This is a genomic window from Halomonas sp. IOP_14 (genome assembly GCF_021021315.1).
GTDB classification, from domain to species: domain Bacteria; phylum Pseudomonadota; class Gammaproteobacteria; order Pseudomonadales; family Halomonadaceae; genus Vreelandella; species Vreelandella titanicae.
In genome coordinates this window covers 86,791-113,412 of the sequence record NZ_JAINWD010000007.1, presented here as the reverse complement: position 1 = coordinate 113,412, position 26,622 = coordinate 86,791, and the positions used below count along the sequence as shown (strand labels likewise).

27 protein-coding genes are annotated in these 26,622 nt (G+C 55.5%); 18 read left to right on the top strand and 9 right to left on the bottom strand.

The window, feature by feature from the left end:
• Positions 1-90: 90 nt before the first annotated feature.
• The 4 genes from gmk to K7H09_RS07580 all read left to right on the top strand — a co-directional run bounded on the left by gmk (position 91) and on the right by K7H09_RS07580 (position 3,763).
• Positions 91-723: a guanylate kinase gene (gene gmk, locus K7H09_RS07595; protein WP_161463622.1), complete on the top strand. Its 633-nt coding sequence runs from the start codon at positions 91-93 to the stop codon at positions 721-723.
• Between the two features lie 118 nt (positions 724-841).
• Positions 842-1,099 (top strand): DNA-directed RNA polymerase subunit omega, encoded by a 258-nt coding sequence (rpoZ, locus tag K7H09_RS07590; protein WP_007112267.1) that lies wholly within the window; start codon positions 842-844, stop codon positions 1,097-1,099.
• Between the two features lie 32 nt (positions 1,100-1,131).
• A complete protein-coding gene (locus K7H09_RS07585; protein ID WP_041157433.1) occupies positions 1,132-3,276 on the top strand; it encodes a RelA/SpoT family protein in 2,145 nt (714 codons plus the stop codon).
• Between the two features lie 97 nt (positions 3,277-3,373).
• On the top strand, positions 3,374-3,763 hold the full coding sequence (locus K7H09_RS07580; protein WP_022521094.1) for a RidA family protein: 390 nt from the start codon (positions 3,374-3,376) through the stop codon (positions 3,761-3,763).
• Here K7H09_RS07580 and K7H09_RS07575 read toward each other — a convergent pair.
• Positions 3,760-4,641 (bottom strand): SDR family oxidoreductase, encoded by an 882-nt coding sequence (locus K7H09_RS07575; protein WP_022521095.1) that lies wholly within the window; start codon positions 4,639-4,641, stop codon positions 3,760-3,762. The genes K7H09_RS07580 and K7H09_RS07575 overlap by 4 nt on opposite strands.
• A 222-nt stretch (positions 4,642-4,863) precedes the next feature.
• On the opposite strand from K7H09_RS07575, the gene K7H09_RS07570 reads away from it, so the two are divergent.
• The gene (locus tag K7H09_RS07570; protein ID WP_022521096.1) at positions 4,864-5,793 is read left to right on the top strand and encodes a hydrogen peroxide-inducible genes activator; all 930 of its coding nucleotides are present in this window, start codon (positions 4,864-4,866) and stop codon (positions 5,791-5,793) included.
• The gene (gene recG, locus K7H09_RS07565; RefSeq protein ID WP_027958725.1) at positions 5,790-7,868 is read left to right on the top strand and encodes an ATP-dependent DNA helicase RecG; all 2,079 of its coding nucleotides are present in this window, start codon (positions 5,790-5,792) and stop codon (positions 7,866-7,868) included. Before K7H09_RS07570 ends, recG begins: the two co-directional genes overlap by 4 nt.
• Before the next feature lie 9 nt (positions 7,869-7,877).
• On the opposite strand, the gene yccS is transcribed toward recG, so the two are convergent.
• Positions 7,878-10,082 (bottom strand): YccS family putative transporter, encoded by a 2,205-nt coding sequence (yccS, locus tag K7H09_RS07560; RefSeq protein WP_041157430.1) that lies wholly within the window; start codon positions 10,080-10,082, stop codon positions 7,878-7,880.
• Between the two features lie 171 nt (positions 10,083-10,253).
• On the opposite strand from yccS, the gene K7H09_RS07555 reads away from it, so the two are divergent.
• From K7H09_RS07555 to K7H09_RS07535, 5 genes are all read left to right on the top strand, one after another.
• Positions 10,254-11,072: a DUF3100 domain-containing protein gene (locus K7H09_RS07555; RefSeq protein ID WP_027958724.1), complete on the top strand. Its 819-nt coding sequence runs from the start codon at positions 10,254-10,256 to the stop codon at positions 11,070-11,072.
• A complete protein-coding gene (locus tag K7H09_RS07550; protein ID WP_027958723.1) occupies positions 11,059-11,553 on the top strand; it encodes an ABC transporter ATP-binding protein in 495 nt (164 codons plus the stop codon). The genes K7H09_RS07555 and K7H09_RS07550 overlap by 14 nt, the downstream gene beginning before the upstream one ends.
• Before the next feature lie 10 nt (positions 11,554-11,563).
• Complete coding sequence (locus tag K7H09_RS07545; protein WP_027958722.1) at positions 11,564-12,721, top strand: M20 aminoacylase family protein; 1,158 nt, start codon at positions 11,564-11,566, stop codon at positions 12,719-12,721.
• Positions 12,722-12,822: 101 nt separating this feature from the next.
• Entirely contained in the window at positions 12,823-13,725 is a 903-nt protein-coding gene (locus K7H09_RS07540; RefSeq protein ID WP_009286303.1) for an NAD(P)-dependent oxidoreductase, read from the top strand.
• On the top strand, positions 13,725-15,275 hold the full coding sequence (locus K7H09_RS07535; protein ID WP_230804281.1) for an aldehyde dehydrogenase family protein: 1,551 nt from the start codon (positions 13,725-13,727) through the stop codon (positions 15,273-15,275). Before K7H09_RS07540 ends, K7H09_RS07535 begins: the two co-directional genes overlap by 1 nt.
• On the opposite strand, the gene K7H09_RS07530 is transcribed toward K7H09_RS07535, so the two are convergent.
• From K7H09_RS07530 to K7H09_RS07515, 4 genes are all read right to left on the bottom strand, one after another.
• The gene (locus tag K7H09_RS07530) at positions 15,254-16,201 is read right to left on the bottom strand and encodes a LysR family transcriptional regulator (protein WP_230804279.1); all 948 of its coding nucleotides are present in this window, start codon (positions 16,199-16,201) and stop codon (positions 15,254-15,256) included. The two genes, K7H09_RS07535 and K7H09_RS07530, sit on opposite strands and share 22 nt — an antisense overlap.
• Positions 16,202-16,279: 78 nt before the next feature.
• Complete coding sequence (locus tag K7H09_RS07525) at positions 16,280-16,636, bottom strand: hypothetical protein (RefSeq protein ID WP_022521104.1); 357 nt, start codon at positions 16,634-16,636, stop codon at positions 16,280-16,282.
• Positions 16,636-16,908, bottom strand: a complete 273-nt coding sequence (locus K7H09_RS07520; RefSeq protein WP_007112276.1) for an HU family DNA-binding protein — start codon at positions 16,906-16,908, stop codon at positions 16,636-16,638. The genes K7H09_RS07525 and K7H09_RS07520 overlap by 1 nt, the downstream gene beginning before the upstream one ends.
• Before the next feature lie 108 nt (positions 16,909-17,016).
• The gene (locus tag K7H09_RS07515; RefSeq protein WP_230804277.1) at positions 17,017-18,207 is read right to left on the bottom strand and encodes an NAD(P)/FAD-dependent oxidoreductase; all 1,191 of its coding nucleotides are present in this window, start codon (positions 18,205-18,207) and stop codon (positions 17,017-17,019) included.
• Positions 18,208-18,344: 137 nt separating this feature from the next.
• Here K7H09_RS07515 and K7H09_RS07510 point away from each other — a divergent pair, with 137 nt between their 5' ends.
• The 7 genes from K7H09_RS07510 (at position 18,345) to K7H09_RS07480 (ending at position 24,358) form a co-directional block, all read left to right on the top strand.
• Complete coding sequence (locus K7H09_RS07510) at positions 18,345-18,920, top strand: chorismate--pyruvate lyase family protein (RefSeq protein ID WP_167522527.1); 576 nt, start codon at positions 18,345-18,347, stop codon at positions 18,918-18,920.
• A 35-nt stretch (positions 18,921-18,955) separates the two neighbouring features.
• The gene (gene ubiA, locus K7H09_RS07505) at positions 18,956-19,846 is read left to right on the top strand and encodes a 4-hydroxybenzoate octaprenyltransferase (protein ID WP_009286298.1); all 891 of its coding nucleotides are present in this window, start codon (positions 18,956-18,958) and stop codon (positions 19,844-19,846) included.
• A gap of 125 nt (positions 19,847-19,971) precedes the next feature.
• On the top strand, positions 19,972-20,661 hold the full coding sequence (gene phoB / locus K7H09_RS07500) for a phosphate regulon transcriptional regulator PhoB (RefSeq protein WP_009286297.1): 690 nt from the start codon (positions 19,972-19,974) through the stop codon (positions 20,659-20,661).
• A 2-nt stretch (positions 20,662-20,663) separates the two neighbouring features.
• On the top strand, positions 20,664-21,950 hold the full coding sequence (gene phoR, locus K7H09_RS07495) for a phosphate regulon sensor histidine kinase PhoR (protein WP_009286296.1): 1,287 nt from the start codon (positions 20,664-20,666) through the stop codon (positions 21,948-21,950).
• A gap of 311 nt (positions 21,951-22,261) precedes the next feature.
• Positions 22,262-22,576, top strand: a complete 315-nt coding sequence (locus K7H09_RS07490) for a hypothetical protein (protein WP_022521110.1) — start codon at positions 22,262-22,264, stop codon at positions 22,574-22,576.
• A gap of 651 nt (positions 22,577-23,227) precedes the next feature.
• Positions 23,228-23,530: a hypothetical protein gene (locus tag K7H09_RS07485; protein WP_022521111.1), complete on the top strand. Its 303-nt coding sequence runs from the start codon at positions 23,228-23,230 to the stop codon at positions 23,528-23,530.
• A gap of 498 nt (positions 23,531-24,028) precedes the next feature.
• The gene (locus tag K7H09_RS07480) at positions 24,029-24,358 is read left to right on the top strand and encodes a hypothetical protein (protein ID WP_161463614.1); all 330 of its coding nucleotides are present in this window, start codon (positions 24,029-24,031) and stop codon (positions 24,356-24,358) included.
• A gap of 92 nt (positions 24,359-24,450) precedes the next feature.
• On the opposite strand, the gene K7H09_RS07475 is transcribed toward K7H09_RS07480, so the two are convergent.
• The 3 genes from K7H09_RS07475 to phoU form a co-directional block, all read right to left on the bottom strand.
• Positions 24,451-24,945 carry a copper chaperone PCu(A)C gene (locus K7H09_RS07475; protein ID WP_230804275.1) on the bottom strand — a complete coding sequence of 165 codons (495 nt, stop codon included), beginning with the start codon at positions 24,943-24,945 and terminating at the stop codon, positions 24,451-24,453.
• An 87-nt stretch (positions 24,946-25,032) separates the two neighbouring features.
• Positions 25,033-25,788, bottom strand: coding sequence for a sulfate transporter CysZ (cysZ, locus tag K7H09_RS07470; RefSeq protein ID WP_009286295.1), 756 nt, complete (start codon positions 25,786-25,788; stop codon positions 25,033-25,035).
• A 78-nt stretch (positions 25,789-25,866) separates the two neighbouring features.
• On the bottom strand, positions 25,867-26,592 hold the full coding sequence (gene phoU, locus K7H09_RS07465; RefSeq protein WP_009286294.1) for a phosphate signaling complex protein PhoU: 726 nt from the start codon (positions 26,590-26,592) through the stop codon (positions 25,867-25,869).
• Positions 26,593-26,622 lie beyond the last annotated feature (30 nt).

Genomic DNA, 26,622 nt, shown 5'->3' with positions numbered 1-26,622 from the left:
TGCGCAGCCTTGCTGCTCTGCTGCAGTCGCTTTACTTGCGTTTACTACGTTTTCCGCTACTTATTTTGCTAACTGAAGGGAAAGTACTTCATGTCCCAAGGTACGCTGTTTATCGTTTCTGCCCCCTCAGGTGCCGGCAAGACTAGCTTGGTGCGCGAGCTAATCGAAAGCCTGGATGGGATTCAAGTGTCGGTGTCGCACACTACGCGTGCCAAGCGCGAGGGTGAGGTGAATGGCGTCAATTATCATTTCACCGATGTAGCCGAGTTTGAAGCGATGATCGCGCGGGGTGAATTCTTCGAGTATGCCAAAGTATTTGATAATTACTACGGCACCTCGCGCCAGGCAGTAGAGGTATTGCTAGCGGCAGGCCAGGACGTCATTCTGGAAATCGACTGGCAGGGCGCCCAGCAGGTACGCACACAAATGCCTGATGCAGTGTCGATTTTCATTCTACCGCCCTCCCGCGAGGAGCTGGAGCGACGTCTTGCTAGCCGTGGCACCGATGAGCATGCGGTGATTGCCCGGCGGATGCGCGATGCGGTGAGTGAAATGTCCCATTACCACGAATATGATTACCTCGTCGTTAATGATGACTTCACCACGGCGCTGCAGGAGTTACAGTCACTGGTGATCAGCCGTCGCTTAAGTCGCCCGGTAATGACCGAGCGCCACGCGCCGCTGTTGGCTGCGCTCTTGTCACAGACGCCTACGGTCGAGTAATCTATACGGTTCTACTACTTTCTATTGCGTTGCACTATTTTTGTCGCACCATTTTTTCACTGGGTCGGCGCCGTTCTCTACGGTGTCGGCCCGGTTCCGTCATAACAGGAAGGCTCCCATGGCTCGCGTAACCGTTGAAGATTGTCTTGAAAATGTTGAAAACCGTTTCAAGCTGGTGATGATTTCCACTCAGCGCGCTCGCCAGCTGGCGCGCGGCTCCCGCGATGCTCTGCTACCTTGGGAAAATGATAAACCTACGGTGATGGCGCTGCGTGAAATTGCCGCAGGCCTGGTCGATCACACTGTACTGGACGAGCCCGTTGAAGCCGCTGTTCGTCCGCGCCCGGCTATGGCGCCTACTCATATCGACGACTAACGTTTTCAACGAAACCGATAGAGGCGCGGTAGATGTTCACCATTGATGACCTGGCCGATAGACTCGGCGGCTATTTACCCTCGGATGAGATCCAGCAGGTCAAACGCGCCTTTTACTATGCTGAGCAGGCCCACGACGGTCAGCGGCGGCGTTCCGGCGAGCCGTACGTTACCCACCCACTGGCGGTAGCGAATATTCTTGCCAATATGCACATGGATCATCAAAGCCTGATGGCCGCCATGCTGCACGACGTTATCGAAGACACCGGCGTATCCAAAAAAGCCCTGGAGGCTCAGTTTGGCAAGCCGGTAGCAGAGCTGGTAGATGGGGTATCCAAACTTACCCAAATCACCTTTGAAGACAAAGCCGTCGCCCAGGCGGAAAATTTTCAGAAGATGGTGCTGGCGATGTCGCGGGATATTCGCGTTATCATCGTCAAGCTGGCTGACCGGTTGCATAACATGCGCACCCTGGGCGCCCTACGCCCAGATAAAAAGCGTCGCATCGCCCGTGAAACGTTGGAAATTTACGCGCGAATTGCCGGGCGGCTGGGTATCAATACGATTCGTATCGAGCTTGAGGATCTCTCCTTTCAGGCGATTCACCCCATGCGCTCGGAGCGCATCAAGCGTGCGGTTGCTAAAGCGCGGGGGCACCGGCGTAGTGCCATGCGCGAAATACAGTCCTCCCTGCAAAAAAGCCTGGACGATGACGGGCTTAATGGCACCGTCATTGGACGCCAAAAGCATCTGCTGTCGATCTATAAAAAAATGCGCGACCAGCGTAAGCCCTTTGTCGAAATTATGGATGTGTTTGGCTTTCGCATCATTACCGAAGATGTGGCCAGCTGCTACCGTATTCTAGGCGTGGTGCATAACCTCTATAAGCCGGTACCGGGGCGCTTTAAAGACTACATTGCGATTCCCAAAGCTAACGGTTACCAGAGCCTGCATACCACCTTGTTTGGTTCCCGCGGTATGCCCATTGAGGTGCAGATACGCACCCGTGAAATGGAGGCCATGGCCAATAACGGTATCGCTGCCCACTGGCTTTATAAAGCGGGGCAGACTTCCCATCCGATTGCCGAGGGCAGCCATGCACGTGCTCGCGCCTGGGTTAAGGGCCTGCTGGAAATGCAGCGCCACGCTGGCGACTCGCTGGAGTTTATCGAGCACGTTAAAAACGACCTGTTCCCCGACGATATCTACGTGTTCACACCTAAAGGCGATATTATGGAGCTGCCCCAGGGCGCTACCGTAATCGACTTCGCCTACACCGTGCACACGGATATCGGCAATAACTGTATCGCTTGCCGCATTGATCGCCATTTGGCGCCGCTCTCGACGCGCTTAGAGAGCGGACAGACGCTGGAAATTATCACCGCCCCCGGTGCGAAGCCCAATATTACCTGGCTCAATTTTGTGACCACCGCAAAGGCGCGTTCGGCAATCCGTCACGCGCTTAAATATCAGCAGCAGACCGAAGCGGTCATGCTGGGACGACGGTTGCTCAATAAAGCCCTGGCGCCATTCGATACCAGCCTGGAAGAACTGGATGAGAGCGCCCTTAAGCGCGCCTTCAAAGAGTTGGATGTCTCTTCTGAGGATGCTCTGTTGGAGTCGCTCGGGATGGGCAACCGCATGACCCACGTGGTGGCACGCCGCCTAGTGGCTGCGGCGCATGGCGAAAGCTATGAGCACCCTGTAGGCGGGGAGGGCAGCAAAGCCGTCATGATCAGCGGCAGCGAAGGCATGGTGATTAACTTTGCGCGCTGCTGCCATCCGCTACCAGGCGACCCCGTGGTGGGCCACCTTTCCACAGGCAAAGGGTTGGTGGTGCATCGCGCTGAGTGTAAAAACGTGGTGGATAAGAACTTCGCCGATAAAAATGACCCTGATAAGCTCTTCGCGCTGGAGTGGTCGGACACCATTGATGAAGATTTCCCGGTCGCGCTGCGTATCGAAATTGAGAGCCGTCGTGGGCTAGTAGCAGAGCTTGCCGGGCTGGTCACCGATGCCGATGCCAATATTGAGCGGATTGGTATTGAAGAGCGCGATGCCCACCTTTCCACCGTCAATCTGACGCTGTCGGTGAAAGGTCGTGTGCATCTGGCACGCATCATTAAACGCATCCGTAACCTTCCCAACGTTGGCAAAATTACCCGACTCGCTAATTAATACTATACATAACAACATGCTGATATAAATCGGCAGCGATTGCTATTTTTCAGTATCAAATAATTAAGTGTTACCCATTACAGGAGCGAAACAACGTATGAGCAATAAGGCCGTTATCAACACCAGCAAAGCCCCCGCGGCTATTGGTCCTTACTCCCAGGCCATTAAAGCGGGCAACACGGTTTATCTCTCTGGCCAGATCCCGCTGGATCCCGCGACCATGGCGATTGTGTCAGAGGATTTTGAAGCTCAGGCACGCCAAGTTTTCACCAACCTTCAGGCAGTGTGCGAAGAAGCAGCGGGTTCGCTAAGCGATATCGTGAAGCTGAATCTGTACCTGGTGGACTTGGATAACTTTGCGATTGTTAACCAAGTCATGGAGGAGTTCTTCACCGCTCCTTTCCCCGCCCGTGCCGCCGTTGGCGTCAAAGCACTACCCAAAGGCAGCCAGGTGGAAGCGGAAGCGGTGATGGTTATCGGTGACTAGGCTTTGTTTAGCTCTAGAAAGCCGCCCTCTTTGAGTACCTGTGCATAGCCTTCGCGGTAGCTGGGAAAGCGGAACTGATAACCAGTGCTCAATATGCGCTGGTTATCGCAGCGTTTGCTCGTTCGCCGACGTAAAGGGGACTGCATGGTCTCTGTGGCCTCTACTTTTAACTGCTCGGCCAGCCACATCATTACGTTATGCATGGTGACCGGTTCGCAGTCGCTGCCCAGGTAGATATCATCCAGCGTCTCACCGCGCTCCTGATAGCGAATCAGGTGGGCAATAATACCTGTGCAGTCGTCGCGGTGGATGCGATTGGAGTAGACCACAGGAGTGATCGCAGCCACGCGGCCTTCAGCAACCTGATGAATCAGTCGATCGCGGCCAGGGCCGTAAATGCCGGAAAAGCGAATCACCGTGCCCGGCAGGGGGTGATTGATCAGCGCCTGCTCAGCCTCGCACATTAGGGTGCCAGAGAAGCTAGTGGGGTCGGTGGGGCTCTCTTCGTTAACGACCTCGCCCTCCTGCTGGCCATGCACGCTAGTTGAAGAGACGAAAAACACCCTACGTGGAGGCGTTTTGTGCTGCTCCATCACGCTCAGCACGCGCTTTAAACCTTCCGGATAGGCGCTTTGATACGCGCTCTCTTCGAAACGGTCAGCGCTGACGGTATAGACCACATAGTCAGCCTGGGGCAGGCTTTTGGCATCGGCCTCTTCAAGGCTATCCAGATCTAACGCCAGCGGTGTAATGCCGGTGTCTTTTAAGGCTTCCACGTTGCGGCGTAGGCCAATCACTTGGTGCCCTTCCTCAAGCAGCTCGCGCCCAAGGTTGATCCCTAAATCGCCACAGCCGATAATCAGTACGGTTAGCTTCACCGTGCTCACTCCTCTTGATTAATATTCCCTATTAGATGCAAAGTCTCTACCAACGATGACATTGAACCGAGATATTGTCGGTTGAGAAGACCGACGGCAGAGCTTGCTTGTCCTTTTCCGTCTCGCTGACTGTCATGATGCAAGGCCTTGCATACATCACTTTACTTTTTTCATACAAGCCCTAGTCACGAGCTGCTACGAGAGGATGCCACTGGCACCGCTATGACTTTAACAGAACTTCGCTACATCGTAACCCTTGCCCAGGAGCGTCACTTTGGCCGTGCGGCGGAACGCTGCCACGTTTCACAGCCCACGCTCTCGGTGGCGGTGAAAAAGCTGGAAGAAGAGCTCGAAACGCCGCTCTTTGAGCGTTCCAAGTCCACCGTCCAAGTTACCCCGCTGGGTGAAAAAATCGTCGCCCAGGCCCAGCGTGTGCTGGAGCAGAGTAGCCTGATTTTTGAGCTCGCCAGTGCGGGTAAAGATCAGTTGGCCAACCCGCTGCGCATTGGGGCGATTTACACCATTGGGCCCTACCTGTTTCCCCATCTAGTGCCTGCCCTGGCGAACGCGGCCCCGCAAATGCCGCTGTATATTGAAGAGGGCATGACCGGTACGCTGCGCGCCAAGCTAAGAAGCGGTGAGCTGGATGTGATTATTGTGGCATTGCCGTTTACTGAAACCGATGTGGTCACCAAGCCAATCTACGACGAAGCCTTTGAAGTTCTCATTCCCGCTAACCACCCATGGGTCGAGCGGGAAGCGATCAATAAAGAGGACTTACTCGAAGAGCGCCTGCTGCTGCTCGGCGAAGGGCACTGTTTTCGGGATCAAATTCTGGAAGCCTGCCCGGCGATTACCCAAAAACTCAACAGCCCCAACAATACGCTGATCGCCGAAGGCGGGTCGCTGGAAACCATTCGCCATATGGTGGCCTCTCGATTAGGTATTACGGTGCTGCCGCAGTCGGCGTTGGGCACCGACCAGTATGAAAATGCCATGCTGGCCAGTCGGCCCTTTGTGGAGCCAGCGCCGTCGCGCACCGTGGCGATCGCCTGGCGGGCGAGCTTTCCCCGTCCCAAGGCTATTGAGGCGCTGATTCAGGCGATCAGCCACTGCCGCCAACCTACTAAAGCCGTGAAAAGCGCCCTATGAGTGATCTTTCCGCGCCCATCACCGCGCTGAAGGGCGTGGGCGAAGCGCTGGCGCTGAAACTGGGTCGATTGGGTATCGAGCAGGTAAGCGACCTGTTGTTCCACCTGCCGCTGCGCTATCAGGATCGCACGCGGCTTACGCCTATTGGCCTGCTGCGTGCAGGTCAGGAGGCGGTGATAGAGGGCGAAGTGACCGCTTGCGACGTAGTCAAAGGGCGCCGCCGCAGCCTGCTGGTGCGCCTGCGTGATGCTAGCGGTATTTTGAGTCTGCGGTTTTTCCACTTCTCACCGGCCCAGCAGCAACAGATGCGCCCAGGTGCGACCGTGCGCGCCTTTGGCGAAGCGCGGGCTGGGGCGACCGGTTTAGAGATCTACCACCCGGAATACCGGCTCAGTGGCGGTAGTGAGACCCCGGTGGAGGAGTATTTCACGCCTATTTATCCCACCACCGAAGGGTTGAACCAGCCGCGGCTGCGTGCTCTGGCGCAGCAGGCGCTCGGTTTACTGGACAGCGCCCCCGAGGCCTTGCCCGATGTAATACCCGATGCCCTGCTTCAACGCTTTCAGTTGCCAGGCCTACACGCCAGCCTGCACTTGCTGCACCAGCCGCCTCCCGATGTGAATATAGAGCAGTTGACCAGTGGCCAGCACCCGGCCACTCGGCGGCTGGCGCTGGAAGAGCTGCTCGCCCACCAACTAAGCTTGCGCGAAGTTCGCCTGCGTATTCAGGCGGATGGCGCACCGACGCTACCCTCTGGGCGCAGTCTGCAGGCGCGCTTTTTGGCCCAATTACCGTTTGCCTTAACCGGTGCCCAGCGCCGCGTTCTGGAGGAGATCAGCCACGATTTAAGTCGCCCGGCACCGATGCTGCGGCTGATCCAGGGCGATGTCGGCTCGGGAAAAACCGTGGTCGCCGCCATGGCCGCGCTGAGCGCCCTGGCGGGCAACTGCCAGGCGGCGATCATGGCGCCGACTGAAATCCTCGCTGAGCAGCACTACCGCTCGTTTAAAGCCTGGTTTGAGCCGCTGGGGATCGAAGTGGCATGGCTGGCGGGCAAGCTCAAAGGCAAGGCGCGGCTGGATGCTAAAGCGGCGATTGCCGATGGGCGTGCGCGTATGGTGGTGGGCACTCACGCACTGTTTCAGGACGACGTGCACTTCCAGTGCCTGGGATTGGCGATCATTGACGAGCAGCACCGCTTTGGCGTGCATCAGCGCCTGGCGTTACGCGAGAAGGGTGAGGCGGGCGGGCTAACCCCACACCAGTTGATCATGACTGCCACGCCGATTCCGCGCACTTTGGCCATGAGCGCCTACGCGGATCTGGATGTCTCGGTGATCGACGAGCTACCCCCCGGCCGTACACCGGTAAAAACCGTGGTGGTGCCCGACGAACGCCGCCCTGAAGTGGTTGAGCGTATTCGGCTGGCCTGCAGCGAAGGTCGTCAGGCGTATTGGGTGTGCACGTTGATTGATGAATCCGAGGCGTTGCAGTGCCAGGCGGCCGAGGTTACCCGCGATGAGCTAACCATAGCGCTGCCCGAGTTGGCGGTGGGCTTGGTTCACGGGCGCATGAAGTCGAGCGAGAAAGCCGAGGTGATGACCGCCTTCAAAGCGGGGGAGCTGGATTTGCTGGTGGCTACCACGGTGATCGAGGTGGGAGTGGATGTACCCAACGCCAGCCTGATGATTATCGAAAACCCCGAGCGTCTGGGGCTTTCCCAACTGCACCAACTGCGCGGCCGGGTAGGGCGTGGCAGCACGGAAAGCTTCTGTGTGCTGCTCTACCACCCGCCGCTGTCGAAAAGCTCCCGCCAGCGCTTGGCGGTCATGCGCGAAACCACCGATGGCTTCCGCATCGCCGAGAAAGACTTGGAAATCCGCGGCCCCGGCGAAGTGCTCGGCACCCGCCAAACCGGCCTTGCGCAGATGAAAATTGCCGACCTGGAACGCGATGCCGACCTGCTAGAGCGGGTAACGGCCATGGCCCAAACGCTGCAGGGCAGCCCAGACGTTACCGCTGTCCTGGTGCGCCGCTGGCTTGGCGAGGCGGCAGGGCGCTATGGGCAGGTGTAGTTAGCTTGGTTAGACGCTAGCGGTGCTTGGCGTATGCTCTTCACTTCCCACCAGACGATTCGCAGCTTCACCCAGCGGGGCGAGCTGCTCGGTAATAAGGCGTAGCTGGCTTTGGATAGGGCGGTAGAGCGTGACGGCTTTTTCATCTGCTGATAGCGCACTTTTCTCTTCTAGCTGGGCTAATAACTCGGCAGCTTGATCCGCTAGTGGCTCAACCGGCTGGCGCTGGTTTAATCGCTCGGCGATTTGTCCCAGCAGCTCACCAATACGTTTTGCTACCGGCACTAGCGTGGCATCGTCTTCATCGTCTGCCAACTGGTGGCGATGGGCGCCCAGTGCAGAGAGGTGGCTGAGTAGGGTATTGGAGAGCACCAGAAAGCGCAGCCCGTTGTCCGCGTCCAGTTTCCGGTAATGCCCCGGCTCATGGAGCATATTGGTGAGCAGGGTGGAGAGCGCTGCATCGGCGTTATGGGCATTGCGCCGCGCCAGGCGATAGGCCAAGTCATCCTGCTTGCCCTCCTCGTACTGGTGGATAATCTCCTCCAGGTAGCGGCGGTGGTTATTGAGCGCGTTGGCGGCTTCGCGATAAAGCCTGCGACCCTGCCAGTCGGGCAGAATAAAAAACACCGCTAAGCCAGCGATGAGTGAGCCAAGCAGGGTATCGAGCAGCCGCGGTAGGATCAGGTTATAGCCGTCGCCTACCTGGTTGAAGCTGCACAGCACGAGCAGGGTGATAGAGGCAGTAGCGATTACATAGTGTTTTTCGCGGTTAGCGAAGAACGAGACCCCGGCGGCCACGGCTATCATGCTCTGCACCAGCGGGTGCGGAAAGAGGCTGATCGACGCCCACCCTACTGTCAGGCCCAATATCGTGCCCATAATCCGCTGTGACAAAAACCGCCGCGTGGTGGCAAAGTTGGGTCGGCAAACAAACAACGTGGTCAGCAGAATCCAAAAGCCCTGCTCGGGGTCGATCCACTGCATCAGCCCATAGCCGGTCGTGAGGGCAATGGAGAGCCGCACTGCATGGCGAAAAGTGGGGGAGCCGAGAGTAAAGTTTAGGCGCACCCGCTTCCACGCTTCCTGCAGACTCGACGGCGAGCGGTCATACAGCGAACTGTCGCGCCGCTCATCGCTGACGCCGGGGTTGTGGGCGCTGGCGAGCTGGTTTTCCAGGGTGGCCAGGTTCTCTGCCAGCGCGCTCAATGGGTAAAGCAGTGGGCGCCACTCGGGCTTGCCACGGCCGCGCAGGTTCTCAATCGAGGCGTGCAGGTCAGCCAGCGCTTCTTCACTCTGCTGATGGTCAAACGGCCTATTGAGTAGCAGCGATTTGGCTAGCTGACGACAGGAGCGCCCCTGTTGATCCAGCAGCCGCTGGCAGCGAAACAGCACATCGTGGTGGAAAAAGGCTTTGCTGAGCGCGCTGTAGGGGTAATGGGTGGAGCTGGCGCGTTCGTGAATATCCTGGGCAATAAAGTAGATGCGTAGGTAGCGGTTGAGTTTTTGGTCGCCGCGCTGGCCTTCCAGCCGCCTAAAAATCATCTCTTTGGCTTGATTGAGCGCAGCGACGACTTTGCCGTTCTGGCGCGCCAAGGCCACCCGGCGGGCTTCCACATCGACACCGCGCACCGGTTCAAACAGCGCCGATTTCAGTATCAGAAACTCACCCAGCGCTTTGTACACCCGTGCCATGCTCTGCTTGACCGGTTGGCGCGAAAACAGTGCGCACCACACCACCGAAATTAGCCCATACCACACCGCTCCAGCCAACAGCAGCAGTTGGCGCGCCGCCACGTCTTCATCCACCCCGCCGTGCTGCTCGATGTTGATCATCGAGTAGATCGAGAGTATTAGCGTGCCGGAAGCGATGGTGGCATAACGCTGTCCGATTGCTCCGAGCATAATCAGGCAAAAGGTCGAAAGCCCCAGGCCCACTACAAATAGCCACGGCCAGGGAAATAGCCACTGCACGATAAAGGACGCTGACGTAAAACACACTAGCGTTACCAGCAGCGCTTGAAGACGGCCTTGCCAGCTATCGTCAGTTTCAGACAGCGCGCAGGCGATAATGCCGAGGAAAAGCGGAATGACCAGCGCTACATCGCCCATTAAGCCGCTAAATAGCAACGCACCGCTGAACGCTATAAAAACGCGCAGGCTGTAGGCGAATTTATCGAGAGTCCAAAGGCGCCGTAGCGGCAAAGATAGGGGCATAAAAGCTCTTATAGATGGTTGTTAGACTTTAGTATAAATGCGTAGGCGTTGGATGTCGCTACTCAGCACTCAACGTTTGGGTGTTCTAAAAAATAGCGCACTAAAGCCCTATGATTGAAACAGTAACCTTTCGATACTCGGAGTGACTCTAAAAAAAACAGGGACACTCCTATGGATATCAAACTGCTGCTGGACTGGCGTCTTCACCTTACGGTGATTGTGACGTCGATGTTTGCCGAGTGGGTCGGCATCGTACGCATCCCCCTCGGGCCTGGAACACTGTTGTTATTACCGCTGCTCTATGCCTTTGTGATTGGCGTTCTGTTCAACCCTCATCTTTTTTCGGCAATGGGCAAAGTCATTCCCAAGCCGGTCAGCAATGCGGCTGGCCCGATTATTCTAATCGCCATCCTGCCGTTTATCGCCAAATTCGGTTCCACCATTGGCCCAGCGATCGAGCAGATCATCGCCGCCGGCCCTGCACTGATTCTCCAGGAATTGGGTAATCTGGGCACCATGCTCATAGCGCTCCCCTTTGCAGTATTAGTCCTCAAAATGGGACGTGAAGCGATCGGTGCCACTTACTCTATCGCCCGTGAGCCCAATATTGCCATTATTTCAGACCGTTACGGGCTGAGAAGCCCTGAAGGTATCGGCATTATGGGCGTTTACGTAGTGGGCACCATGTTCGGTACGCTCTACTTCGCCTTAATGGCGGGCTACATCGCCTCGCTGGATATTCTCGATATTCGTGCTCTGGCCATGGCCTGCGGGGTGGGCAGTGGCAGTATGGTGGCGGCGTGTTCAGCAGCTTTAGCTGAAGCGGTACCCGCATCCAAAGACGAACTACTCGCCTTTGCCGGGGCAAGCAACCTGCTTACCTACGCCACCGGTCTGTATATCTCGCTATTTATCGCGCTACCGATCACTGAGTGGATGTACAAGCGCTTAAAAGGCTCGCGCCAGGAGGTTAGCCATGAAAACTCATGAGAGCCCAATCGATCAGTTCGATGCTGAGGCGTTAAAAGAGCTACGTCCCGAAAATCAGCTAGGCAAAACCGCGTTGGTACTGGCGGCAGTGTGTGTGGCGGCGTGGTTTAGCAATATCGTCAACGGTTCACCTTTATTAGATGCGCTGCCCGGCATGTTGATTCTGTATGCCATGGTCATTATCGGCTTGGTGGTTGGGCGGTTTTGCCCTTTTTACCTGCCCAGCGTGGCCTGGGTGTCGCTGGTTAGTATTATCGCGACGCTGCCGTTCTTCCCGGGTAATGGGTGGATCATCGCACGGTTGGCCGAGGTGGATTTCCTGGCAGTGGTCACGCCGGTATTGGCCTACGCAGGGCTGGCGCTTACCGGTCGTGAGTTTGCCATGTTCAAGCAGACTGGCTGGAAGCTGGTGATTGTGGCCCTGCTGGTCTTTACCGGTACCTTTATTGGCTCTGCCGTTGTCGCCCACTTGATGCTTTAAGGATAAGACGATGACTGCTTCAGTAGACTTACCGGATTGCGCAGAACTAAAAACGTGGCGCCATGATTTTCACCAGCACCCGGAAACGGCTTTTGAGGAGCATCGCACCAGTGCGCGTATTGCCGAGCTGCTGACTGAGTGGGGATTTGAGGTAACCACCGGGATTGCCGGAACGGGTGTGGTAGCCGCGTTGGATGGTCAACAAGGTGAAGGTAAAACCATCGGCCTGCGGGCCGATATCGACGCCCTGGATATTCGTGAAGAGACTGCGCTTGCCTACGCGTCGCAAACGCCGGGCAAGATGCATGCCTGTGGCCACGATGGACACACTACCATGCTGTTGGGCGCTGCCTGGGCGTTAAAGCAGCAGCCGGATTTCAAAGGCCGGGTGGTGTTCATCTTTCAACCCGCCGAAGAGAACGCAGGCGGCGGGCGGGTGATGGTTGAAGAGGGGCTGTTTGAGCGCTTTCCCATGGATGCCGTGTACGGCTTGCATAACTGGCCGGGTCTGCCCGTAGGCGTCGCCGCGGTGCACGATACCGACGTCATGGCCGCCTTCGATGTCTTTAGCCTGACGCTGACTGGCAAGGGCTGCCATGCGGCGATGCCCCATTTAGGTACTGATACGGTGTTGGCGAGCTGCCAACTGATCAGCCAACTGCAAGGGCTGGTGAGCCGCGAAACGCCGCCAGACAAATCTGCCGTGCTGAGTATTACCAGTATTAACGCGGGGGATACCTTCAATGTGATTCCCGAACAGGTGGCGCTTCGCGGCACGCTGCGCTGTTTTGATATGGCGCTTAAAGAGCACTTGGAGGCACGCTTTAAGCAGGCGATTGCCAGCTTGGCGGAGTTTCACGGCTTAACCGTTGAGCTGGATTACCAGCGCTGCTATCCCGCCACTATCAATACCCCTGAACATGCCCAGCACTGCGCCTCGGTGCTGGAAAGCTTACTCGGCAGCGACAATGTGGTGCGCAACCCGCCGCCCAGTATGGCCTCTGAGGATTTCTCGTTCCTGCTGGCCGAGCGCCCAGGTGCCTATATCTGGATGGGCAATGGCGAGGAGTCCGCTTCGCTGCATAACCCCCGCTATGACTTTAACGACGCGTTGCTGCCGCTGGGCACGCGCTACTGGGTGGAGCTGGTAAGGGCGTTACTCGTCTAAATTCCTGACTTAATACACGTTATTCGCTCTCTGATGCCCTCTGGGTAGGGGAGCGTCTACCCGGAACATAGCGTCTTCATGACGTTTAAAGGAGCTTTACTATGTCTTTAGTCACCACCCCTTTATCGATTACCGTCATTGGTTTGGGGCAGATGGGCGGCAATATGGCGCTCACCCTCAAAGCAGCAGGGTTTGAAGTAACGGGTAGCGATGTATTTGAGCAAGCGCGATCGCGTCTTGCTGCTCAAGGACTAACCGTTGTGGCTCCCGAAGAATTACCCGCTAGCGACGTTTACCTGCTGTCGTTGCCCACCTCTGCCCATGTGCGTGAGGTGATCGAGCAATCGCCAGGCCTGCTTGACCTTGCGCCGAAAGGTAGCGTGATTGTCGATACCTCCACCAGTGACCCCGCCGTGACGCGTGAACTGGCCGAAAAAGTAACCGCAGCAGGCCTTCTATGGTTGGATGCCCCGGTCAGCGGCGGCCCGAAAGGAGCTGCCAGCGGCAAGCTAGGGATGCTGTTAGGAGGCGATGTCGCCACCATTGAGCGGGTATTGCCGATGCTGGAAGCCATGTCGGCCAAGCGTACCCATGTGGGCGGCCCGGGCAGCGGCCATGTGGTCAAGCTTGCCAATAACTACCTGTGTGCCGCGCACTTGTTAACCACCGCCGAAGCCGTTGCTATGGCAGTCAAGGCGGGCGTTGACCCCGCGGCCTGCTTGGCGGGCCTTAACAGTGGCTCGGGGCGCAGCGCGGTCAGCGAGGTGAACTTCCCAGAGTGGGTGTTGAGTGAGCGTTTTGACTCAGGCTTTACCACCGGTTTGATGCGTAAGGATTTACGTTTGGCCCGGGATGCCGCTGAGCAACTGGATATCCCCTCGCCGCTGTTACAAGCCGTGGTCGATGCCTGGCACGCGAACCCCGAACAACCAACCGATAGCGATGACTTTAACCATATCACCACGCCGATATTAGCGCGTGCCAGCCAGGCGGAGGAGCAGTAATGAACGCACTTAGCCAACATGCCCAAGATCACCTTGCCACGCTACTCGAAGGTTTTGGATTAACGGCCACCACGCTGCTGAGCAACTGGGTTGATGGCGGTTTAGTGGCGGGAGAGGGGGACGTGATCACCCTGACCAATCCAGCCACCGGCGAAACGCTGGTGAGCTATCGCGATGCGGGTGCTGGACTGATTAAGCGTGCTACCCAAGCGGCACAGCGAGGCCAACGCGAATGGATGGCGCTAACCGCCAGCGAGCGTGGACGGCGCATGAATGCCGCCATACGCGGCCTGGCGGGCCATGAAGAGGCGCTGGCTCAGCTGGAAAGTGTGGTGGCCGGTAAGCCGATTCGTGACTGCCGGGCTGAAGTAGGCAAAGTACGCGAGATGTTCGAGTACTACGCGGGTTGGTGCGACAAGCAGCATGGCGAAGTGATTCCAGTGCCTACCTCGCATCTTAACTATGTGCGCCATGTACCTTACGGCGTGGTGGGGCAGATTACCCCCTGGAATGCCCCGATGTTCACCTGTGCCTGGCAGTTAGCCCCTGCCATTGCGGCGGGCAATGGTGTGGTGCTAAAGCCTTCCGAACTGACGCCCTTTTCATCGGTGGTGATTGCCAAGCTACTTGAAAGCGGCGGACTTCCTAAAGGGCTGATCAATATCGTCAACGGGCTGGGCAAGTCGACCGGCGCAGCGCTGACCGACCACCCTGCCATCAGCAAACTGGTGTTCGTGGGCTCTCCCCAGAGTGGTCGCATGATTGCTGAAGCGGGCGCGAGGAGGTTGGTGCCCAGCGTGTTAGAGCTGGGGGGCAAATCCGCCAATATTGTGTTTGCCGATGCCAAGCTGGATGAAGCTGTCGCGGGTGCCCAGGCGGCCATTTTTGCCGCCGCCGGCCAGAGCTGTGTGGCGGGCTCGCGGCTGTTGATCGAGCGCCCGGTGTTTGAGCAAGTCACCAGCCGTTTGGCGCGGGCGGCGGAACAGATTTCGGTGGGCCTGCCTAACGATGAAGCGACCCGCATGGGGCCTTTGCAGAATCACCGCCAATTTGAGCAGGTCACACGCATGATCGACGCGGCGGTAGCCGCTGGCGCAACGTTGTTAACGGGCGGTAAACGGCCAGAGGGATTACCTGCCGAGGCTCAGGGCTACTTTATCGCCCCTACCGTGCTGGTCGATGTCACGCCGGATATGGAGATTGCTCAACAAGAAGTGTTCGGTCCGGTGCTGGTGGCCATGGCCTTTGACAATGAAAATGCGGCCATTCAGCTCGCCAACGAGACCCGCTTTGGCTTGGCTGGCGCCGTTTGGAGCCAGGACGTAGCGCGGGCGCATCGCGTAGCCGGTCAGTTGCGAGCTGGCACGGTGTGGATCAATAGCTACAAGGCGATCAGCGTGATGTCACCGTTTGGTGGCTTTGGCGATAGCGGCTTCGGTCGCTCCAGCGGCTTGGATGGCCTGCGCGAATATACGGTGCCGCAAAGCGTCTGGGTGGAAACCGCCCCGGAAGCCAGCGTGGCGTTTGGTTACGGTAGCGGTGTTGGCTGATTGCCTAGCGCCGAGCCTGGGGCGCGAAACGCCTGCATCCAGCGCTGCAGGTGGCGTAGCAGCAGAATGCTGGCCTTGGGCTGTTGGCGGCCTACGCGCGTGACCATGTGGGCCTGGGAGCGCTGAAAAAGCGGATTATCTACCGGGCGCGCCACTAACGTACCGAGCTCTAAATCGTGGGCGACGGCAAAGGCGGGTAGCAGGGTAATGCCCATGCCGCTGCGCACATATTGGGCCAGAATCACCATTGAGTTGGTATTCATCGCCATGCGCGGGGCTATGCGTGATTGCTGGAATGCTTGGTCGACCATTTGACGTACCCCATGAGTGGTGTCCCACATGGCCATGGGCTGGTCGCTAAGCTGGGTAAGCGTGAGCGGTGACGTTTGGCTGGTTAAGGGGTGGTTGGGCGATAGAATAGCCATGAGTGGCTGAGGAGTAGATGACCAGAAACGCAGCTGGGGATGGGTACGCTCATGGAACATCAAGCCGATATGACTGTGATCGCCGACAATGGCGTCAATAATGCCCGAGGTGCCTGCGGTATGGATATCGAGCTGAATGCCCGCATAGCGTTGGGTAAATTCATGCAGTGGGGATGCTACTAGGTCACTGACAAACCCTTCTCCGACGGTAAGCGATATCTTGCCGGTTTCCATGCGTTGGTACGATTCAAGTGACGCAATAAACCCTTCATCAAGGGCGCCGCGGCGCTCGCAGTACTCAAGCAGCATTTCGCCTACCGGAGTAGGCGAAATGCCGTCGCGCTGACGCTCCATAAGCGTCGCTCCCAAGGCTTCTTCCAGCAAAGCAATTTGCCGGCTTACCGCCGAGGGAGCAATATCCAAGCGCGCCGCTGCGCGGCGCACGGAGCCAGACTCAAGGGTAACGCGAAAGTAAACGAGGCGTTGATGAGGTATGTCCATCGATAGCTTTTATACCTCTACCTAGTTCAGCCTAAATTTATTTAATCTAAGCCGTTACCCTATGCCAATCGTAAACCGCTACAAATACTTGAGTAGTTTTTGCAGCTTATTCATATCGGCGGAATCACCCACTAAGCGCACGTCGCCGTTTATCATGCCGTCGAGAAAGGCCTGCTGTGTTGGCTTTTTGAGCACTTTCAAGGCGGTATTCTGATCACGGAAGCGTAGCTCAAGATCTAAGTCCACAGGCAGCCCTTTGCCGGTACTGATACTTTTCGGTGTCATCCGGTAGTGGCGGGCAATACTTAGATCTTCCGTGGCAATCCCCCAGTCCAGGCCGCGCATGCGTTCTAACTGTTCACGAAAGCGCGGCTTGCGGCGCAGGGCACGTTTGAGCAGTACGCCCAGTAGCCACAGCGTCAGCTTGAGCTTCATTAAGAAACGGCGTCCTTAAGTCCTTTGCCTGGCTTAAAGGCAACGTTTTTGCTGGCCGGAATCTGCAGCGGGGCACCGGTTTGCGGATTTTTGCCGGTACGTGCTGCGCGCTCACGTACCGTGAAGGTACCAAAACCAATCAAAGCGACATCTTCGCCCTTAGCAACGCTGTTGGTGATCTCATCCAGAATAACGTTCAGCACTTGGCCAGCTTTATCTTTGGATAGGTCGGCACTTTCAGCGATGGCTGCAGCGAGTTCAGGTTTGCGCATAAGGAATCTCCCCTTTTTAAAAGAAATCAAACATCAAACAAATGCATGTTGTTGGGTGCGTAGCCGATTAGGTTAGCTTCTCTAGCCTAGTCGTGAACGCGACGAAAATCAGCCTAGCAGTGCAGGTGCTGCTCTGGAAAGCTCCACTTTCCTTCTCACGCAGCCGCCTGTCAACGCAAAACCAATCAAACGACCGTCTTTATTTTCAGCCAAGGCACTGATATCACCGCCTTCGCCTTCAATTCGCCAGTGCTCAGGCGTGTTCGTTGGCGGGTAGGCCACCACTGGTAGCAGCGGCGTTTTAACCACTACCGGCCAAGCACCGAAGCTAACCGGCGTGGGCGCGCCTGAAAGGGTTGCCGCCAGCGCCTTAACGCTGGCTTGTAGTGGCTGCACGTACATGGCATTAACACCGTCTACGCAGGCTGCATCGCCTAGGGCGTGGATATTGGGGTGCGATGTACGCAACTGGCGGTCAACGACTATACCGCCAGGTGATACGTTTAAACCAGCCGATTCGGCAAGTGCTGTGCGAGGTACAAGGCCGGTTGCCATCAACACGAGATCAGCGCTGACAGCGTCGCCGTTATCCAGACGTAATACGATATCTTCGCCGCTTTCGGCCGCTATCGAATCAATCGAACGTGCAAGGTGAAGATGGATACCTGCTTCGCTAAAGGCATCGCCTAGGGCGTTCCCTAAGGGCGGTGGCAGCAAGCGAGGAAGTAGGGTTCCTTCTGGGGCAATGAGGCTGACACGATGGCCGCCAGCGTGGAGGTCGTTGGCAAATTCACAGCCGACCAGCCCCGCGCCAACAATCGCCACCCGTGCAGGGCCCTGGCCTAGCGCCGTGTGAAAGCGGCGGTAGTCATCCAGGTCGTTAATGGTAAAGCAGCGTGGGGCTACGCTGGGTTCAATGCTGAAGGGCACCCGTGGTGCAGCGCCAGTGGCCAGTACCAGTGTGTCGTAGCCGAGCACCATGCCGCCTTCGAGCAGAATTGTTTGGTTATCCACATCCAGTGCGGTTACCTGGGTGTGGATAACCATTTGGGCATTTAGCTCTTCGCCCAGGTCAGTAGCGCTGCGCTGGGCTAATTGTTCGGGCACCAGGCCCTTGGCGAAGCCGGTGGAGAGCAACGGCTTGCTGTAATCATCGCCGCTGTCGGCGCTCACCAGCGTGATTGAGCGTTGGTCGCCCAATCGGCGCAACGCCCGGGCAAGGCCAACCCCTGCCATTCCAGTGCCAATAATCACCAGCGCAGAGTGCGAAGAGGTTTTCTGTGTTTGGGTGGCGGGCATGCAGACACCAAAAAAGTTGCTAAATAAGGTTGCGAAAAAAGAAGCGCTAAACCGAGTCGTTAAAAAAGTCGCTGAAACAAAAGCCTTTCAGTGCTCATGTTACACTAGCCAACCCGTTAATTGCCCTGGAGAACTCGGTGACGGCTGCTGCTTTTCGGCAAACTCCTCTATTTTCCCGCTGGCGCCCGATTGATGCGGCGCGCCCGGCGATGAGTGCTTCCTGGTGGCAGTGGGTTGCCTCCACCGACTCGTTAACCGCCCACTTAATGGTCGCAGGTGGCGAGAAGCCGTTTCGAGTACGACTGTTGCGCCAGGGGGTTGGTTGGCCGCGCCAGGATGAGGCTCAGGCGCTGGGCATTGGTGCCAAGCGTTACGCCTGGCTGCGGGAAGTGGCGCTGTGCTTAGATGGAACGCCATGGGTGGTGGCGCGCTCGGTCGCCCCGCTCTCACAGGTAAAGGGCCAACGGCTAGAGTGCCTGGGCGAGCGCTCGCTAGGTAGTTGGCTATTTCGCCAGCCGGGTTTAGTGCGTGGGCCATTGGAAGTAACGACGCATTCCCCCCAGTTTGCTAGCGTCAACGGCATACAGGAAGGCTGTGCCTGGGGAAGGCGCTCTGTTTTTTATCACGGCTGTAAGCACGGCAGTCTGTCGTTATTAGTGCAAGAGTATTTTTTGACGGCGATGGCGGATGATCTTGGCCTGCCTTCGCGCTAGGCTAGCGCCTGCATCTTATTCTTCGTGAGGTAAGCATGGATCGTTCACTGTTGCGGCCGAAGGGATGGGCTCGCGTGGCAGATTTTTTACAGCTGATGCGCTTGAATCGGCCGATAGGCACATGGCTTTTGATGTGGCCGACGCTGTGGGCATTATGGGTGGCTGCGGAAGGTGTACCAGGGCGAAATGTGCTGCTGATTTTTGTGGCCGGCGTTTATGTGATGCGCGCTGCGGGCTGCGTGGTCAATGACTATGCGGATCGCCACTTCGATGGGCATGTGAAACGCACAAAACAACGTCCGCTAGCGACGGGCCGTATCAGCGAAACCGAAGCTCAACTGCTGTTTATCGCCCTGGTGGCCGCTGCGTTTATTCTGGTATTACTGACCAACTGGTTTACGGTGCTGCTCTCGCTGGGCGGGGTGCTGCTGGCGATTATTTATCCGTTTATGAAGCGCTATACCCACTTTCCTCAGGTGGTGCTGGGCGCGGCTTTTTCCTGGGCAATTCCGATGGCTTTTGGCGCCGTGCTCGGCCACGTGCCGCTGGAAGCATGGCTGCTATTCTGCGCTAATGTGTGCTGGACAGTGGCCTACGATACCCAGTACGCCATGGTCGATCGCGACGACGATTTAAAAATTGGCATTAAATCGACGGCCGTGCTGTTTGGAAATGCGGATCGTTTGATTATCGGCTTACTCCAGCTAGCCACCCTGGGGTTGCTGGCTTGGGTAGGCTGGTGGGTTGGTTTAGGTGGTTTCTTCTGGTTAGGGCTAGCGGCAATGGCAGCGACTTTTCTGCATCAGCAGCGCTTAATTCGCGACCAGGAGCGGGATGCCTGCTTCCAGGCGTTTCTCAATAATCACTGGTCGGGACTGCTGATTTTTGCCGGTATCGCGCTAAGTTGGTGGCCTGCGGCTGGCTGATCGAGGCGATTGTCATGTAATTGTCATCAAGTCATGGTGTTATCGTCACTGACATGTCATTGATCTGTTTATCTTTGAACTGTTTTTCTTTGAACTAGTTTCTTTGAACACCGTGAGGCTCTGGTATGACCGCCAAGACCGTTCTGATTGTCGATGATGAGGCGTCGATTCGCGAGATGATCGCGGTAGCGCTGGAAATGGCTGACTATCGCGTGCTCGAAGCGGATAACGCCCAGGATGCCCATGCCATGGTGGTCGACCACCAACCCGATTTACTGCTGCTGGACTGGATGATGCCCGGCACTAGCGGTATTGAGCTGGCGAGACGCCTAAAGCGTGAAGAAACCACCGCTGAAATCCCGATTATTATGCTCACCGCGAAAGGCGAAGAGGATAATAAAATTCAAGGGCTTGAAGCCGGTGCCGATGACTATATCACCAAGCCTTTTTCACCCCGGGAATTGGTGGCACGGCTAAAAGCGGTGCTGCGCCGTGCGACGCCACGTGGCGTTGAAGACCCGATTGAGATTAACGGCCTGCTGCTTGATCCGGTGAGCCACCGGGTAAGTGCCCACGGCAAAGCGCTGGAAATGGGCCCCACCGAGTACCGTTTGCTGCAGTTTTTTATGACTCACCAAGAGCGCGCTTACACACGTAGCCAGCTGCTTGACCAAGTGTGGGGCGGCAATGTTTACGTTGAAGAGCGCACGGTCGATGTGCATATCCGCCGCTTGCGTAAAGCGCTGGGCGACGTGCATCAAAACCTGATCCAAACGGTTCGGGGTACCGGTTACCGTTTCTCTGCACGGGTGTAAATGTGCGTTTATGGAGTCGTGAGCTGTGGCGAATAGCGTGGCTGGCCACGCTGGGCACTTGCTTGGGCTGGCTGTTGGGCTCGGCTGGGCTGGGGCTTGCAGCAGGGCTTGCGGGATGCTTGTTTTACCACTTACGACAGTTACGCGAACTCTATTTGTGGCTCACCCTCCACCCTAACGATGAACCGCCTGCCGCTCGCGGGATGTGGGGCGAGCTATTCGATCGTTTATACCGCTATCAAAAAAGTCAGCGCATCACCCAAAGCCGTCTGCGGGCTACTTTGGCACGTATTCAAGAGTCGTCTGAAGCAATGCGTGATAGCGTGGTCATGCTTGATCGCCACGGTGATTTGGAGTGGTGGAACAGCGCCGCCACCGCCATGCTGGGGCTACAAACCGCCCATGATCGTGGTCAACACATTACCAACCTGCTGCGCGACCCGGGCTTTATCAGCTATTTTAATTCGCGTAACTACAGTGAGCCGTTAACGCTCACCTCACCGATTGATGAACGGCGAATCCTGCAGTATCAAATTACCCTCTACGGTGACGACGAACGCTTAGTGATGGCTCGCGATATCACCCGCTTGCATCGTCTTGAGCAGATGCGGCGCGACTTTGTCGCCAACGTTTCCCATGAGTTACGTACGCCGCTGACCGTTCTCTCCGGCTATTTGGAAACCTACAGTGATATCTCCGACCAGCTTCCGCCGCGCTTGGGACGTAGTATTCAGCAAATGCAGGAACAGACCCAGCGGATGCAGAATCTGGTCAACGATTTATTGCTGCTCTCGCGTTTGGAAATTGACCAGGGCGGCCAAGATCATCATCCACTGTCACTCGAGCCTTTACTGCAAAGCGTTTGTGATGATGCGCTGGCCCTATCGCATCAACGTCATACCATCACCGTCGCCCTTGAGAGCGATGCCCGACTGTTAGGCAGTGAACAGGAGATTCGCAGCGCCGTCTCTAACCTTGCCTTTAATGCGGTTCGCTACACGCCTGCTGGCAGCCAAATCACCCTGCGCTGGAAAGCTAGTGCTACTGGTGGCGGCTATATCGATGTGGAAGATAACGGTGAAGGGATTGATCCCGTTCATATTCCCCGACTAACAGAACGCTTTTACCGTGTTGATAAGGGGCGCAGCACTGCGACTGGCGGCACAGGTTTAGGCTTGGCGATCGTTAAGCACGTGCTGTTGCGCCACGATGCGCAACTACAAATTGAGTCCCTTCCCGGCAAGGGTGCGTTGTTTCGCTGCGCCTTCCCCCCCTCGCGTCTTGTTTAATTTAGCAAGTCATCCCATCGCATAATATTTGTAGCAATGTGCAATATTGGCATGCAAGGTTGGTAAAGCTTTACCCATGTGCCATTTTTACACAGCTTAAAGCGTTGTGTCGTGACTCAGTCGATGCCTTTTTGGCATAACTTATTTTTAATTAAGAGACTGATTTTGTTGTTTTTATTTATATGCTTAAGTTTTTTGGCATGCCTTCTGCAGAGTACAGATTGAAGGAAGATGACCGCAGGAATTGCTGGCTTCTCAGTAAGCCTTTCTTTCTTCATTAAGCGGTACTAAACAGCGATCGGAGGTAGGATATGACGTCCAAGGATTTTCTCAAGAAAGCTGGCATTTTAGGTGTATCTTTTGGTCTGATGGCAAGCCCATTAGCTTTTGCACAAACCGATGAAAATTCGGCGATTGACGAAAACCAAGGTATTACCGCTGACGAGCAACCGATGGATTCCCAAGGTACCGGTAGTTCAACTGGCAGTGATACAACAGACATGACTGACGATTTAACCCATGACGAAGGTGATGGTGCCAGCGACATGGATCCGCAATCAAGCAGTCACTCAGACGATGCTGAGTATGACAAGGATGAGCTTGTAGAAGAAAATGGCGGTAGCTAATTATCAATGACCTTTTAGATATCATTAAAAGCTTTTTCAGAGAATGAATAAGCGATTAACAGGATGTTACAAAAGCAAGAATGCTTTTAAGATTCACGGATGAATCAGTAGGCAATCAGAACACTAGTCAGGGTTAATTCCAAGGTTGGAGCCCCGCACAAGGAGTGGAAGCTAGCGTTAGTTATTACCTATAGCCAATTCTGATATCGGGCTCCGCAATGCGGGGCCTAATTTTTGCTGCCTACTTTTTATCTCGCTTATCCCCCCGCTACTTTCTCCCCTATCTTTTCCGCCGATCTTTCTTTGCGCCTCTCTATCCAATGCCATGTCTTGTTTTTTATGAATTGATGCCGTAGCGCTTTGTTGGCATCGAGCCTTTTATTTTGCTGAGTGTGTCATAAAGGCACAGACAGTTTTGCGCATGTGTCATTAGTGCACATGTAATTAGCGTGCTTTTGTTTTTAGCGGTGTATAATTGTGCACAATGTATTTATTTTAAATTATTGATTTATATAATTATTTTATTTTTATAAGAGAGTTGGCATTACATATGCTCTCTAGAGGTAGTGAAGCTAGCCGCAGTGAGATCTGGCCAGAGAGCCCTTCTCACTTCACTTCAGCGGTATCAAACGGTCACCAGGAGTAAATAGTATGTTTAACGATTTTGTTAAAAAAGCAGCCGTCGTAGGTCTCTCTTTTGGTTTGCTGGCAAGCCCGCTTGCCTTTGCCCATATGTCCATCGAAGCAAATCAAGATTTGACCGTTGACGATGAGCCTATTCAAGCTCAATCACATCATACCTCGGGTCAGGCTAAATTTAGCCCCTCTGATTTGATGTATGACGAAGGCGACCGCCCTCGAGTCATCAAGGCAGAGTCGCATCACACTAGCGCTCAAGCGGAGTACACAGCAAAAGATTTGACCCAAGACGTAGGTGATGGAAACGTTTGGTAACAAAAATTTGCAATTCTGAAGAAATATATTACGATTAACACGTGAGCTAAACACGCGAAAGCGTGTCACACCGATACGGATGCATATCGATTCAAGGAATGAATCAAACGACAATCAGAGCGTTGGTCAGGGTTAAATTCCAAGGTTGGAGCAGCCCCGCAAAAGGAAAGGAAGCTAGCGCTAGTCATTGTCAAAGTCTTGTGTCCTTAGACCCTGCTGATGCGGGGTCTGATTTTTTGTGGCATCCAACACCTCTCCCACACTATTCTTGTTTTAGTTTAAGGTACGGCTTTCTAGCGGAGCCTAATTTCATTGCGTCGCTATTTATACACTGCCCATCATCAGCCTGCCGGTGGGTTATGTCTCAGGCATCCGGTCTCACAATCATTTTGACCGTAAAGGGTGAGCTAACTTTTTTGACGCCTAATATGCAACGCAAAGCGTAATAGCCGTTCTAATCATCGATGAACGGAATCCATGGATAATGAGGAGAACATCTTGCTGTTAAAAGAAATGAGCCAAAAAGTCGCCATAGTAGGTATTGCTTTTGGTTTGGTCGCGAGCCCCATGGCGATGGCGCACTCATCTATTGAACTGAACCAAGACCGCACCGCTGGTCAGGATGTCATTAACAAACCTGAGTCGCATGCAGCTTCCAAACCATCTCATGTCTCTGCGGGCGACTTGAACCGTGACGAAGCTGATAGCTTGGACTTTTCGCCTTCCAGTAGCCGTCCTTCTACGGCTGAAAAAGGGCCTACTTCTCGCCAAGAGGGTTACACCCCTGGAGAACTCAACCGGGATGAAGGTGATAGCACCGACTGGTAAATAATAGGATAAGTGTAACTGCTAATGTAAGCGTTACTCGCTAAAAACCCCGCTTCGGTGGGGTTTTTGCTATGTGTTAAAAGCCAACGACATCAGTGGTGATGCCCATCAGCAGCTTCGCTACCGTCTTGGGCGCTCTGTATCCAGACCTCGATGTCTACGTCACCTTGTTCAGCGAAGGTGAGCGTGAGGGGAAACCGCTCACCCTCCTTCAGCGGCTCGGTTAAGCCAATCAGCATTAAGTGAAAGCCGCCACCAGGGCGCATGGTATAAGTCTCCCCTGCCTCGACACGAATCTCGTCCACATGCCGCATCTGCATCATATCGCCGTCCATTTGCATATCGTGCAGCTCAACGTTGCTGCTCGCAGGACTGCTCGCGCCAACCAGAGTGACGGGGCCTGAAACGGCGGTGATATCAAGGTAGGCGGCACCGTTTACCGCACCCGGTGGGGTTGGGGTAGCGAAGGGGTGCGCAATGCGAAGAGTCTCTGTTTTTACGTCGTGGGCTAACGCCATAGATGTCATCGAAATAGACATAGCGCCAATCAAGAGTACGCCACCCAGCCAAGCCATCGGTTTTATCATGCGGTGATTCCTTTGTTGTTGATTGAGCCCAGGATAGACGAACAAAACATAAAGGTAGCAAAGTGACGTAGCCTGGGTAATAGGCGCCTACTGCGGTGTAATGCCACGTGCATCGCCACGTTTGTCGCTACGTACGTCTCTATAATGGTCATCCCACAGCAGTACGGCACCCGCAACGGCGCCGGGAATCAAAAACAGGTTGGCCAGCGGAATCCAGGTAATTAAGGTCACTAACCCCCCAAAGGTGAGGCTTTGCCACCAGCGCTTAGAGAGCCGTTGGCGCATATCGGCAAACGTTACTTTGTTGTTATCCATTGGGTAGTCTAGATAAGTGATTGCCATCACCCAGGCAGAAAACAGTGCCCAGAGTAGCGGAGCAACTATATTGACGCCTGGAATCCAGCTAAGCACAAATAGGCCTGCGGCACGAGGCAGAATATAGGCGAGCTTAACAAACTCGCGTCCCACAGCATCGATGGCTGTTTTGGTCAGGTTTCGGTCATCAATGGGTTCGCGGCCAGTGGCTTGGATTTCAACTTTGGCGGCTAAAAAGCCGTAAAAAGGGGCTGCAATCAAGCTGGTAACCAGCGTGAAGGTAAAAAACACCACCACCAACAGGCTAATCACAAACAGGGGCCAGATAAGCCAGGATAACCAGTCAAGCCAAGCGGGTACCATGCCCATCCAATGGGCGAGCCAGCCATCAAAACGGTTGAGCACAAAGCTGAACATGCTCACGTAGACAATCAGGTTGACCAGAATAGGCAGAAAAACATAGCGGCGCATACCCGGTTGATACACACAGCGTGTACCTCGGCTAAGCGCAGTGACAGCATCCAGCATTTAGGTGAGCTCCTCGTGATTCCAACGTCCAGGCTGCGTGGCAGCCTGGACGTATTGCAGGAGGAAAGCCCCATCAGGTCAAGACTTTTTTGGCACCTGTGGTTCCAGTTCATCGGTGTCGCTATGGCGAATATCCAAACCTTTGACGAGATAGACCACGTACTCAGCAAGGTTATCGGCGTGGTCGCCTACCCGCTCTAGCGCGCGCAGTACCCACATGATGCTGAGTACTGACGTAATAGAGCGTGAGTCTTCCATCATAAAGGTCATTAATGAGCGCATAGCGCTGCTGTACTCGTCATCCACCAGTTCGTCTTCGCGTACGACCTGCATAGCCAGGTCGGTATCAAAGCGGGCAAAGGCGGTGAGCGCATCGCGCAGCATTTTACGTACGTGCTCGCTAATGTGACGCACCTCCACCAGGCCACGAATGGTGCTAGAACTTTCGCTCAGGAGCAGGGCGTTGCGGGCGATTTTACTGGCTTCATCACCAATGCGCTCTAAGTCTGAGGTGGCGCGGATGACGGCCAGCACCAGACGCAAATCGGAAGCAGCAGGCTGGCGGCGCGCCAGTACGCGGGTGCATTCGTCGTCGATTTGCAGCTGCAGGTCGTTGACTTGGCGGTCATTGTCACGCACCTGCTCGGCTAATCGGGTGTCTCCTTCCAGTAGGGCAAAGACAGCGTCCTGCACTTGTTTTTCCACCAGACCGCCCATGGCCATCAGGTGGGTTTTCAGCTCTTCCAGCTCCTGGTTGAACTGGCGAGAGATATGCTGGCTGTGAGAGTCGCTAGTAATATCCATGGAGCACTCCTGACGGTTCAGTTGCTAAGG